This is a genomic window from Isoptericola halotolerans, assembly GCF_003003075.1.
GTDB classification, from domain to species: Bacteria; Actinomycetota; Actinomycetes; order Actinomycetales; family Cellulomonadaceae; genus Isoptericola; species Isoptericola halotolerans_A.
Map to the genome: position 1 here is coordinate 152,589 of NZ_PVTX01000003.1, position 12,017 is coordinate 164,605.

Genomic DNA, 12,017 nt, shown 5'->3' on the forward strand with positions numbered 1-12,017 from the left:
CATCCCGTGGCCTCCGCGGCGTCAGAGCCGCTCGGCGAGAACCTCCACCAGCGCCTTGCCCTCCACGCCCTCGAGCTGCACCGCCTGGGTGCGGCACGAGAACCCGTCGGCGATGAACTCCTCGCCCTCGCCCTGCGCCCGCAGGGCGGGGAGCAGGGCGTTCTCCGCCACGGCGACCGACACGTCGTAGTGCCCCTTCTGCATGCCGAAGTTGCCAGCCAGCCCGCAGCACCCGGCGAGCTCGGTGACGGTCGCCCCGGCGTCGGCCAGCAGCGACCGGTCGGCGCCGAAGCCCATCACCGAGTGCTGGTGGCAGTGCGGCTGCACGACGGCGGTCACGTCGCTGAGGTCCGGCAGCTCCCAGCCCGAGTCCGCGGCGGGTGCCGTGGCCGGGTCGGTCAGCAGCTCGGCGAGCGTCTTCGTCGCGGCGGCGACGGCGACGGCTCGCGGGTCGTCGGGGAACAGGTCCAGCAGGTCCGAGCGGAGCACCGCCGTGCACGACGGCTCGAGCCCCAGGATCGGCATCCCGTTGACCGCGTACGGACCGAGCACCGTCAGCAGGTCGCTCAGCCGGCGCCGCGCACCGTCGAGCTGGCCCGTGGAGATCCACGTCAGCCCGCAGCAGGCCTGCTTGTCGGGGACGACGACCTCGTACCCGGCCGCCTCGAGCACCTTCACGGCGGCCTGGGGCACGGACGGCGAGAGCGAGTCGCTGAACGAGTCGGTCCACAGCACGACCTTCGGCCGCGTCTCCGGCGCCGGCTTGCCCGGCAGGTCGCGGTGCGCCAGGCCGGGCACGCCGTGCGTGGCGTACCCGCGGCGCCACCACGTACGGAACGGCAGCTCGGCGAAGCGCGGGACCTCGCGGCGCGTGTCCATGCCACCGCCCCACAGCACGGCCTTGCGGACCCAGCCCACGGACAGCACCTTGTTGATCGCCCGCGGCGCGAGCCCCGCCCACCTGGCCCAGCGCGGCAGCCAGCCGAGCGCGTAGTGGTCCATCGGGCGGAGCTTCCCGCGATACGTCCGGTGGAGCACCTCGGACTTGTACTGCGCCATGTCGACCCCGGCCGGGCAGTCCGACGAGCACGCCTTGCAGCTCAGGCACAGGTCCAGGGACTCGTGCACCTCCGGCGCGGTGAGGCCGCCGACGAGCGACCCGTTGACCGCCTCCTGCAGCACGCGGGCGCGGCCGCGGGTGACGTCCTTCTCGTCCTTGGTCGCCAGGTAGGACGGGCACATGAACCCGCCGGCCGCGCTGGTGTCCGCCCGGCACTTGCCGACGCCGACACACCGGTGCACCGCCGTCGTCAGGTCGTGGTGGTCGTGGGGGAACGCAAAACCCGCGTACCCGGTCTTCTTCGCCGGGCCGCGCAGGGTCCCGGAGCCCAGCAGACCCCGGTCGCCGATCGGTGCCGTGGACGGCACCTTCCGGGCCGCGGGGCGGCGCAGGTCCGCGTCGACGGCGGCGGGCCGCACGACCACGCCGGGGTTGAGCACGTCGTCCGGGTCGAACAGCGCCTTGACCTGCTCCAGCAGCGCGATCGCCTCGGGCGAGTACATCAGGGGCAGCAGCTCGGAGCGGGCGCGGCCGTCGCCGTGCTCACCCGACAGCGACCCGCCGTACTTCGCCACGAGCTCGGCGGCCTCGATGAGGAACGTGCGCAGCACCGAGCCCGACGTCTCCAGCGGGATGTCGATGCGCAGGTGCATGCAGCCGTCGCCGAAGTGCCCGTACGGCAGGCCGTCGACGCCGTAGCGCGCCATGAGCGCGTCCAGGTCGCGCAGGTAGTCGCCGAGCTTCTCCGGCGGCACCGCAGAGTCCTCCCAGCCGGGCCAGGCCTGCTCCCCGGCGGGCGTGCGCCCGGCCAGCCCGGCGCCGTCGGCCCGGATCTGCCACATCTTCGTCGCGTCGGGACCGGCCGGGTAGATGGCGGCGTCGACCGCCGCGGAGGCCCCCACGATCATCTCCGCGATCTCGCGGGCCTCGCCGGGCGACGTGCCGCCGACCTCGATCATCAGCCAGCCCGCGCCGTCGGGCAGGTCCGGGACGGAGTCCGCACCGTTCGCACGCCGGACGACGTCCACCAGCCGGGCGTCGAGACCCTCGATCGCGAGCGGGTCGTGCCGCAGGAGCACCGGGACGTCGTCGGCCGCAGAGGGCATGTCCGGGTAGCCGAGCACCACCAGCGTGGGGGCGCTCGGCACCGGGACCAGCTCGAGCGTGGCGCCCAGCACGGTGACGAGCGTGCCCTCCGTGCCGACCAGCATCTTGGCCAGGTCCGAGCCGTTCTCCGGCAGCAGGTGCTCCAGCGAGTAGCCGGACACCTGCCGGCCGAACCGACCGAACTCGGTGCGGATGAGCGCCAGGTTCTCGCGGACGAGCTCCGCCAGGCCGGGGACCGCGGCGAACGTCGGGTCGCCCCGGCCCGCGGTGAACCGGCGGCCCCGCCCGTCCACCACGTCGAGGGAGACCACGTTGTCGGCCGTGCGGCCGTAGGCGACGGCGTGCGGCCCGCAGGCGTTGTTGCCGATCATCCCGCCGAGCGTGGCGCGGTTCTGCGTGGACGGGTCCGGCCCGAACCGCAGCCCGTGCGGCGCCGCGGCGCGCTGGAGCGAGGACATCACCACACCCGGCTCGACGACGGCAGTCCGGGCCTCCGGGTCGACGGTGCCGATGGCGTGCAGGTGCTGGGAGAGGTCGAGGACCACGCCCGGGCCCACCGAGTTGCCGGCCACCGAGGTGCCGGCACCGCGCGCGGTGACCGGGACGCCGAGCTCACGGAGCACCTCCAGCGCCGCGACGACGTCGTCCGTCGACGTCGGGAAGGCCACCACGTCGGGGACTACCCGGTAGTTCGAGGCGTCCGTGGAGTACTCGGCACGACGGCGCGTCATGGTGTCGACGACGCCGGCCATCACCGTGCGCAGGGCCGTGGCGACCGCCTCGCGCGCCTCGGCCGCCGCGAGCTGCGCCTCGCGCTCGGCCTCCCGCTGGGCCGCCAGCGCGGACACCTGCGCGTCCTCCGCGGACGGCGCGGCGTCCGGGGACGGGTCGTGGCCGGAAGGTGTGGTCGTCGACTGGGCAGACACGTGGCGATTGTGCCACCGCCGCGCCAGGATCGACCCGACCGTCCGCCACGCGGGGCAGGCCGCCGTGCACGGTCCGCCCGTCGCGCGCGGCCGGACCAGCACCGATAGCGTCAGGGCATGCGAGTCGTCGTCATCGGAGCCACCGGGAACGTCGGGACATCGATCCTGCGCGCCCTCGTCGCCGAACCGGTCGTCACGTCCGTCGTGGGGGTCGCCCGCCGCGTCCCGCGCACGGACGGCACCAGCACCGTCGGCCCGCCGCACGACGCCGTGGAGTGGGCACGCGCCGACCTCGCGGACGACGCCACCGTCGCCGAGCGCCTCGACGCGGCGCTCGCCGGTGCCGACGTCGTCATCCACCTGGTCTGGACGATCCAGCCGGCGCGCAAGCCCGACGTGCTCCACCACGTCAACGTGGACGGGACCCGCGCCGTCGTCGACGCCGTGGTGCGCAACCGCGTGCAGCACCTGCTCTTCATGTCGGCGTCCGGGGTCTACTCCCCCGGACCGGCCGACGGCCACGCGATCGACGAGAGCTGGCCCACCCGCGGCGTCCCCGGCTCGTCCTACGCGCTCGACAAGGCCGAGGTCGAGTCCATGCTGGACGAGGTGGAGGCCGCCGAACCGTGGCTCACCGTGACGCGGATGCGCTCGGCGATCATGCTGCAGCGCGAGGCCGGTGCCGAGATCGGGCGCTACTTCCTCGGGCCGGTCGGCCGCATCGGCCTGAAGATCGCGGCGGGGCCGCTGGGCAAGGCGGTCGGGGGGCTGATCCGCGGCTGGCAGGCGGACCGGCCGCCGGAGCCCGTCGACCCGCCGCTGTTCCCGCTCGTGCCGTTCCCCCGCGGGCTCCGGCTGCAGGTGCTGCACCCGGACGACACCGCGAGCGCCGTCCGGGCCGCCGTCGTCGGCCGCCACCCCGGTGCCTTCAACCTGGCACCCGACGGTGCGCTGACCGGCCAGGACCTGGCCGACCTGCTCGCCGACGGCCACCTCGTCCAGCTACCGGTCGGGCTGATGCGGCGCGGCCTGGACCTGGCGTCCCGCGCACGCCTCGTACCGATCGACGCAGGGTGGCTCGACATGGCGGCGGCCAACATCGTCATGGACGCCGCACGCGCCCGCGACGTCCTGCACTGGCAGCCGACGCGCACCCAGGGCGAGGTGCTGCTCGAGGTGATCGGCGGGGTGCTCGACGGTGCTCACGCCGACACCCCGCCGCTCACCAAGTAGCGAGGAGAGGGAGCTCGCTCCGGCTCAGCCCTCGGACCCGTGGTCGGGCTGGGCCTGCACTCGCGAGCTCGCTCCGGCTCAGCCCACGGACCCACGGTCGGGCTGGGCCTGCACTCGCGAGCTCGCTCCGGCTCAGCCCTCGTACGAGACGTCGAGCGTGATGTCGCCGACGCCCGCCAGCGCCTTGGAGATCGGGCACCCGAGCTTGGCGTCCTCGGCGGCCTTGCGGAAGCCGGCCTCGTCCGTGCCCGTGGCGTAGCCACGCACGGACAGCGCGATCGTGGAGATCTGGAAGCCGCCCGCCGGGTCCGGCGACAACGTGACGTCGGCCGTGACCTCCACCTGCTCGGGCGTCGCACCGACGTTGCCGAGCTCGCCGGAGAACGCCATGGCGAAGCAGGAGGAGTGCGCGGCCGCGACCAGCTCCTCCGGGCTGGTGGTGCCGTCCGCGTCGTCGGCGGCACGCTGCGGGAACGAGACGGGGAACGTCCCGGTGCCGGAGCTCGAGAGCTCCAGCTGGCCCGACCCTTCCTGCAGGGTGCCGTTCCAGGCGGTGCGTGCGGTACGAGTGGGCATGCCGATCTCCTTCAGAAGGACTTCAGGGACGCTCCGACCGTACCCCGGGACGCCCTCAGGAGGAGGTCGTGTCGAGCGCCTCCTCGGCCACCGCGAGCACCGACCAGGTGTTCCCCGCGGCATCGCTCAGCTCGTAGGCCGGCAGCAGCAGGACGGCCCCGCCCGCGTCGTGGTGCTGGGTGAGCCCCAGGCGGGCCTCGGTGATGGTCACCTCGGACACCGGCCACGGCAGGTCGCCGCCCGACGACGGCGGCGCGGGCGGCGGCGTCGGTTCGCCACCGTCCTCCTCGACGGACTCCTCGAGCATCCGCTCCGTCTCCTGCGCGTACGCCACGGGCCACGAGGACCCGCCGAACCGCGGGTCCCCCAGCCGCTCGACGGCCTCCGCCGGGCTCACCACCGGGTAGTCGCCCAGCGGTGCCGTCGCGGCGAGGAACCCGTCGAGCCACGCGATGCCGTCGTCGCTCACGGTCGCGCTCCAGGTCGCCCCGGTCGCCTGCCCGTCCACCACCTGCGTGGCCGAGACCCACCGCGCACCCTCGCTGCCGCCGTCGTCCGGCACGTCGAACGCGAAACCGGACGGATCCACCCCGACCTGCTCCATGAGGTCGCGCACCTGGTCGGTCGCCTCCTGCGGCGAGACCTCGGGTCGGTCCGGCTGCGCGCAGGGGGCGGGCTCGATGACGTCGGCCCCGCCCTCGGCGTCCTCGCGCTCCTGCGCATCGACCGGCTCCTCGGCGCAGCGCCACGGGTCGGCCGCCGGGTCGTTGTAGCTGAAGTAGGCGGTGCCGTCCGCCGAGAGCCAGATGCTCGGCCCGTCACCGTCGCGCGGACCCACCTGCCACGACCCCCACTCCCAGCGGGGCTCGCCCGCGACGCCGAGCGCCTCGGCGAGGCGGGCGGCGCCGGCCTCGGTGGCCACCTCCCGGGCGTCGTAGGCGTAGGCCGCCGCGGTGCCGGGCTCGTCCGAGAGCCCGCTCCCGCTGAACACCGCCCGGCCGTCGTGCCAGCCGGGCAGGGAGATGTCGGCGGAGGACGACGCACCGGCCGAGTCCTCGGTCGCCGCCTGGCCCTCCATCGCCTCGCTCGCCGCGCTGTCCCCGCCGGACTCCGCCCCGTCACGGGCCCCGCCGAGGGTGATCGGCGGCAGCACCTCGCTCGCCGCCTCGTCGCTCGCCGTGGGTGCCCCGCCCTCGGCACCGGCCGCACCGAGCAGGTACCCGCCGCCGCCCAGCGCCACGGCACCGGCCACGCCCGCGGCCACCAGCCACGGTGCCCGGCGCCGCTCCCGCCGCCCGGCGAGCTCGTCGGTGCCCGACGACGGCACCTGCGCGGGCGTGCCGGCCAGCGCGTCGACCTTGGCCCGGAGCACACCCGGCCGCGGCTCCGCGTCGGCCGCCGGGTCCGCGGCGGCGAGCCGCTCGAAGGACTCGTCCTCGGTGTTCATCACGACCTCCTCGGGGCGTGCTCGCTTCGACACCCTGCCTGTGTCGTCACGGGCGGCTTCCTTGCGTCCCGTCGGACGTGGCCCCGGACGGTGCGTCGCCCTCGGAGGCGTCCTCGTCGCCCTGCGCCCACACGTCGCGCAGCCGGGCACGGGCGCGGGAGAGGGCGGCGTCGGCGCCGCCACGGCCGACGCCCAGGACCTCCGCGAGGTCGTCGCCCCCGAGCCCGTCCCACGCGACGAGGAGCAGGATGCGCCGGTCCCGCGGCGACAGCCCGGCCAGCGCCCGGCGCACGCGGTCGTCGGTCACGGCGAGCACCGCCGGGTCGACGTCGTCGGGCTCGTCCGGCACGGCGGCCACCGGCAGTGCGCGGTGCTTGCGCCGGTGGTTGGCGAGCACGTAGCCGGCGGTCCGGTAGAGCCAGGGCAGCTCCGCCCCGCGCGGCACGTCGGTGCGGCGTCGCCAGGCGGTGGCGAGCACGTCGGCGGCGAGGTCCTCGGCCTCGTCCCGCGACCCGTCGCCGGCCGGGAGCCGGCGCAGGAAGTAGCGGTGCACGGCACCCGAGTGCGCGGCGAACAGCGCGTCGAACCAGGCGTCGTCGTGCTCGGTCGCCACGTCGGGGGTCACGGTGCCTCCTGCGGTCGGTGGTCGCGGCGCTGCGACGGTCCGCGTGCCGGTTGCCTGCTCTGTGTCACGAGGACCCCCAGCCTTGCAGCACGTCGAGGCGGGTTTCACCCTTCGACACGCTGACCTCGCGGTCGGCCGGCCACGTACGCTGCCGGTATGACCGTCGAGACGGGCGGTGCAGCGGACCTGCGAAGGGTGCGGCCGCGGCGCCGTGCCCTGCGCTGGGTGCTGGCGACGATGGTCGTGCTCGTCATCGCCGTCCTGGTCGCCGCGGTGCTGATGATCCGCGACGCCCTGACGGCCCGCGACGCGCTCCAGGACGCCGCCGCGCAGGTCCCCGCCGTCGAGGAGACGCTGCGCACGGGGCTGTTCGAGGAGTCGGGCCGGTCGATGACGGACGCCCCCGAGCTGATCGCGCTGCAGGAGCAGACCGCGATCGCGCGGGACGCCACCGACGGCGTGCTGTGGGACCTCGCCTCCTACCTGCCGGTGATCGGCCCCTCGGTGGACGCCGTCCAGCGCGTCGCCGCGGCCCTCGACGACCTCGCCGCGGACGTCCTGCCGGCGCTCGCCGCGACGGCCGACGCGGCGGCGGCGACCAGCCGCACCGACGACGGCGGGATCGACCTGGCCCCGCTCGCCGCGGTGGCCGGGCAGGCGTCCGCCGCGCGCGTGACCCTCGACGAGGCGCGGGCCGAGCTGGACCAGGTCGATCCCACCCGGATCCGCACCGAGCTCGTGGAACCGCTGGTCGCGCTCGACGCGCGGCTCGACCAGCTCGCGGGCATCACGGCGACCGCGGAGCGTGTCACGACTCTCCTGCCACCGATGCTCGGCGCGGACGGACCCCGCCAGTACCTGCTGCTCGGCATGAACAACGGCGAGCTGCGGGCCGCCGGCGGCATCCCCGGCGCCCTCACCCTGATGGCCGTCGAGGACGGCCGGGTGACGATCGAGAAGCAGGCGGCCAGCGGCGACGTCGGGCCGTTCGCGGAGAGCGTCGTGCCCCTCGACCCGGAGGAGGAGGCGGCCTACTCGGAGCGGATCGGACGGTTCGTGCAGGACGTGACGGCCACCCCGGAGTTCCCGACGACCGGCGCCGCCGCCGCCGAGATGTGGGCGCGCTCGCAGGGCGAGACGGTGGACGGCGTCGTCGCCACCGACCCGGTCGCCCTGTCGTTCCTGCTCGAGGTGACCGGGCCGGTCCAGGTCCCGCTCCCCGAGGAGGTCGCCGCCGCGGTCGGCAGCGACAGCGTCGAGGTCGGCGCGGAGAACGTCGTCGACCTGCTGCTGCGCCGGGTCTACGACACGTTGCAGCCGGAGGAGGCCGACCAGCTCTTCGCGGCCGTCGCCGCGGCCACGTTCGCCGGCATCACGTCGAGCGACATGGAGGTCAGCGCCGTCCTGCCGGCGTTCCAGCGCGCGGCGGCGCAGCACCGGCTCCTGACCTGGTCGGCGGATCCGGACGAGCAGGACCTGCTCACGGGGACGCTGATCGCCGGGACGTTCGGTGCCGAGCGGACCGCGGACGCCGTCGGCGTGTTCCTCGAGGACACGAGGGTCGGCAAGATGTCCGCCTACCTGGACGTCGAGCTGGACCTGGCGAGATCGGTGTGCACCGGCGACGGCCGCCTCGACACCGTGGCGGTGACGCTCACCAACCGGCTCGACCGCGAGACGGCCCGCGACCTGCCCTTCTACGTCGCCGGCCCCGAGGACGACCCGCGCCGGGGGGACGTCGTCGTCAACCTCACGGCTGCGGGGCCGCAGGGCGGCGGGGCACCGGCCCTGACCCAGGACGGCGCCCCGGTCGGTGGGTCGAGCCTGGCCGTGCACGGCCGGCAGAACACCACCATCGGCGTGACGCTGCGCCCGGGGCGCACGACGACGATCGAGGTCGCCGTGCCCGCCTCGGCCGCGGCGGCGCGCGGCGAGGGCACCGGCGTCCCCGGCCGCCTCGAGGTGTGGTCCACCCCCACGGCGAGCACGTCCGGGCTCCGCGAGCTCGAGGTCCCGTTCTGCGGGTGAAAACGGCCGTCCGGCCGCTTTCACCCGTACCAGACATACCCGCGCCGCCGCGCCGTGGCTAGCGTGAAAGGCGCGCAGGGACTCCGGCGCACGGCGCACCAGGGCACGGCACACCAAAGGGGACGGACCGATGACTTCGGCACCACGCGCGCGGCGACGCGCACTCACGGCGGTCGGCCTCAGTGCCGTCGTCGTGCTCGGCGGCGGGACGCTCGCGGTGGCCGACACCGACGACGGGCCGAGCCCGTCCCCGAGCGTGACCGGCTACGCGGAGGAGCCCGAGGAGAACCTCGAGCTCGAGATCCTGGAGCCGATCTGCGACGGCGACGTGCCGTACCTGCAGTACGACGCCGTCACCGAGGGCGTCGAGCCCCCGCCCGACGCCGTGACGATCACGTTCGTCAACCCCTCCGGCGACGACTACGTGGTCGCCGACCAGCCTCTGTCCGGCCGGGTCCTCTGGCCGGGCGCCGAGGTCGACGGTGCCGGCAACCCCACGGACTGGCCGGGCTGGAGCCTCGTCGACGGCGAGTGGGTCGTGGGCGACGAGTGGGACTGGGTCCGACCGTCGGTCGAGGTCCTCTTCGAGGTCAACCCGTCGGCGACGCGGACGGTCGGCTACCCGCCGTCCTCCCCGGACTGCGCCACGAACCCGCCCGAGGTCGACGAGCCGACGATCGAGGTCGACACCCTCACCCCGCTGTGCTCGGAGGGCGTGACCTACCTCGACTACGGGGTGACCGTGACGGGCACGCCAGAGACGACGGTGACCCTGACCTGGCAGAACCCGGACGGCGAGGACTTCGTCCAGACCGACCAGCCGCTCCAGGGCCGCGTGCTCTGGCCCGGCGCCTACCCCGAGCGGTTCGTCGAGCTGTCCGCCGAGGACGGCTGGGAGCTCGTCAACAACATGTGGCAGAACACCCGGGACTTCGGCTGGGCGGTCGGCACCGTCGACGTCACGTTCGCCGTCAACCCCGAGGTGACCGTCCCGGTGACCTTCCCGCAGGACACCGACGGCTGCATCGACGAGGAGGTGCCGCCTCCGGGCACCACGGTGGCCGGCCCTCCGGACCCGGGTGCGTCGACGCCGTTCCTGCCGCAGACGGGTGGCGAGGTCCTCGGCCTGCTGGCCGTCGCCGCGGGCCTCCTCGCCGCGGGCGCCGTGATCGTCGTGGTCGTCCGCCGCCGCCGCGGGGCCGTCGGCAGCGAGTAGACCGGCGGACGAGCGCAGCACGACGCCCCCTCCCGACGGGCCGCGGGAGGGGGCGTCGTGCGTGCGGCGCGGGAACCAGCCCGAGCTGCGCTCTCAGCAGGTACCGAGGTCCTCCCAGACGCCCCACTCGCCGGTGGTGCCGGGGGCCTCGCCCGTCGTCCACCACTTGGCCCGCCAGCTGTGCCCGTCCCACGAGACGACGTCGCCCGCGGTGTACACCGCACCGCTGCTCCACCCGTCACCACAGGTCGGGTCCGGGTCCGGTGTGGGGTCCGGGTCGGGCGTGGGGTCCGGGTCCGGTGTGGGGTCCGGGTCCGGCGTGGGGTCCGGGTCGGGTGTCGGGTCCGGGTCCGGCGTGCCGGGGTCGACAGGTCCGGCCGGGCCGCTGAAGAGCCCCGCGGCGACGGCGTCGAGCAGCTCGGCGTCGTCGTCACCGGAGAGGTCCCACCACATCGCGCCGCCGAGACCCTCGTCCCGGACGTACGCGGACTTCTGCGCCACGGTGGCCGGCGTGTCCAGGGACCACCACTGGTTGCCGTCGTAGCGCCAGGCCGCGCCGAGCGTGGCGTCGTAGTACTCCGTGCCGACGTTCCGCAGCACGTCGTAGTCCTCGATGCCGGCCTCCCACGTGCCCGGAGCCGCACCGGTCGCCGGTCCCCAGGCGTCCGACGAGGTCGCACCCTGCCAGCCACGGCCGTACATGGCCATGCCGAGGCCGAGCTGGGCCGGGTCCACGCCGGCCGAGACGTACTCCTGGACGGCGGTGTCCACGGAGAACTGCCGGCTCGGCTCACGGGTGTCCGCCGGGTCGTCGTACAGGTTGATCTGGTGGCCGGTCAGGTCCGGGTCCCAGGCGCCGTGCAGGTCGTACCCCTGGACGTTGCCGTAGTCGAGCGACTCGAAGATCCGCGGGTCGTTCCAGCCGCCGGCGGCGATGTCCTCCGGGTTGGCCGGGAGGAACGCGCTGAGCAGGTATTCCTCCCCGGTCTGCGCCCCGTAGGCGTCGAGCTGCTCCCGGAACTCGGCGAGCAGGAGCCGGAAGTTCTCGGCGTCGTTCTCCTCGTCGACGTGGTTGCCCTCCAGCCCGCTGTTCGTGCCGGGCCACTCCCAGTCGATGTCGATGCCGTCGAACACGCCGGCAGCGGCTCCGGGCCCGCCACGACCGTCGATCACGGGCAGGTCGCCCTTGAGGTAGAGGTCGATGCAGGAGGACACGAAGTTCTCCCGCGACGCGGCCGTGGCTGCGGCGCGCGAGAAGTTCTTCGACCAGGTCCAGCCGCCGATCGACAGCATGACCTTGAGGTCGGGGTGCAGCTCCTTGAGCTGCTTGAGCTGGTTGAACGAGCCGGCCAGCGGCTGGTCCCAGGTGTCGGCGACCCCGGCGACGGAGTTCGCCGCGGTGTAGCCCATCCCGAAGTCGGCCCAGGCGTCGCCCGCACCGTCGGAGCCGTTCGGCCCGGTGCCCTGCGCCTTGTTCGCCACGAAGCACTCGAGGCTCTCGTGGTGGATGTTGCCGAAGGAGTAGTTGATGTGGGTGAGGTTCTCGGCGGCGCCGGAGGTCACCAGGTCCTTGACCTGGAAGTCGCGCCCGTAGACGCCCCACTGCGTGAAGTAGCCGACGTTGCGGAACCCGTTGATGGCGCTGTCGCCGGACGACGTCGGCGCGGCGGAGGCGCTGGTCGCGGCGACGGCGCCGAGGGCACCGGCGAGCGCGACGGCCGTCCCGGCGAGGGCCGCCGTGATCCGGCGTGCTCCTCGTGCTGGTCTGGACATGGTCTCTTCCTCTCTGTCGGGCCCGG

The 12,017-nt window shown here is 74.6% G+C and carries 8 protein-coding genes; 3 read left to right on the forward strand and 5 right to left on the reverse strand.

The annotated features are described in order from the left end of the window. Window positions 1–21: 21 nt before the first annotated feature. A complete protein-coding gene (locus tag BCL65_RS06160; protein WP_106266478.1) occupies window positions 22–2,919 on the reverse strand; it encodes an FAD-binding and (Fe-S)-binding domain-containing protein in 2,898 nt (965 codons plus the stop codon). A gap of 291 nt (window positions 2,920–3,210) precedes the next feature. Between BCL65_RS06160 and BCL65_RS06165 the strand changes: the two genes are divergently transcribed. Next, window positions 3,211–4,326: an NAD-dependent epimerase/dehydratase family protein gene (locus BCL65_RS06165; protein ID WP_106266190.1), complete on the forward strand. Its 1,116-nt coding sequence runs from the start codon at window positions 3,211–3,213 to the stop codon at window positions 4,324–4,326. 132 nt (window positions 4,327–4,458) lie between these two features. Here the strand turns inward: BCL65_RS06165 and BCL65_RS06170 are convergent, their stop codons facing one another. From BCL65_RS06170 to BCL65_RS06180, 3 genes are read right to left on the reverse strand one after another with little or no spacing between them, the layout of a single operon-like run. Then, window positions 4,459–4,902, reverse strand: coding sequence for an OsmC family peroxiredoxin (locus tag BCL65_RS06170; RefSeq protein WP_106266192.1), 444 nt, complete (start codon window positions 4,900–4,902; stop codon window positions 4,459–4,461). 55 nt (window positions 4,903–4,957) lie between these two features. Continuing rightward, entirely contained in the window at window positions 4,958–6,349 is a 1,392-nt protein-coding gene (locus BCL65_RS06175) for a hypothetical protein (RefSeq protein WP_125206496.1), read from the reverse strand. A gap of 46 nt (window positions 6,350–6,395) precedes the next feature. Continuing rightward, entirely contained in the window at window positions 6,396–6,974 is a 579-nt protein-coding gene (locus BCL65_RS06180; RefSeq protein WP_207767679.1) for an RNA polymerase sigma factor, read from the reverse strand. A gap of 156 nt (window positions 6,975–7,130) precedes the next feature. Between BCL65_RS06180 and BCL65_RS06185 the strand changes: the two genes are divergently transcribed. Then, window positions 7,131–9,002, forward strand: coding sequence for a DUF4012 domain-containing protein (locus BCL65_RS06185; RefSeq protein WP_106266195.1), 1,872 nt, complete (start codon window positions 7,131–7,133; stop codon window positions 9,000–9,002). A gap of 130 nt (window positions 9,003–9,132) precedes the next feature. Next, on the forward strand, window positions 9,133–10,218 hold the full coding sequence (locus tag BCL65_RS06190; protein ID WP_106266197.1) for an LPXTG cell wall anchor domain-containing protein: 1,086 nt from the start codon (window positions 9,133–9,135) through the stop codon (window positions 10,216–10,218). Between the two features lie 93 nt (window positions 10,219–10,311). Here the strand turns inward: BCL65_RS06190 and BCL65_RS06195 are convergent, their stop codons facing one another. Next, a complete protein-coding gene (locus BCL65_RS06195) occupies window positions 10,312–11,991 on the reverse strand; it encodes a glycosyl hydrolase family 18 protein (protein ID WP_106266198.1) in 1,680 nt (559 codons plus the stop codon). Window positions 11,992–12,017 lie beyond the last annotated feature (26 nt).

Coding starts and splice junctions, on each gene's coding strand:
- BCL65_RS06160 (WP_106266478.1), bottom strand. CDS start 2,919: ATGGCCGGCGTCGTCGACACCATGACGCGCCGTCGTGCCGAGTACTCC.
- BCL65_RS06165 (WP_106266190.1), top strand. CDS start 3,211: ATGCGAGTCGTCGTCATCGGAGCCACCGGGAACGTCGGGACATCGATC.
- BCL65_RS06170 (WP_106266192.1), bottom strand. CDS start 4,902: ATGCCCACTCGTACCGCACGCACCGCCTGGAACGGCACCCTGCAGGAA.
- BCL65_RS06175 (WP_125206496.1), bottom strand. CDS start 6,349: ATGAACACCGAGGACGAGTCCTTCGAGCGGCTCGCCGCCGCGGACCCG.
- BCL65_RS06185 (WP_106266195.1), top strand. CDS start 7,131: ATGACCGTCGAGACGGGCGGTGCAGCGGACCTGCGAAGGGTGCGGCCG.
- BCL65_RS06190 (WP_106266197.1), top strand. CDS start 9,133: ATGACTTCGGCACCACGCGCGCGGCGACGCGCACTCACGGCGGTCGGC.
- BCL65_RS06195 (WP_106266198.1), bottom strand. CDS start 11,991: ATGTCCAGACCAGCACGAGGAGCACGCCGGATCACGGCGGCCCTCGCC.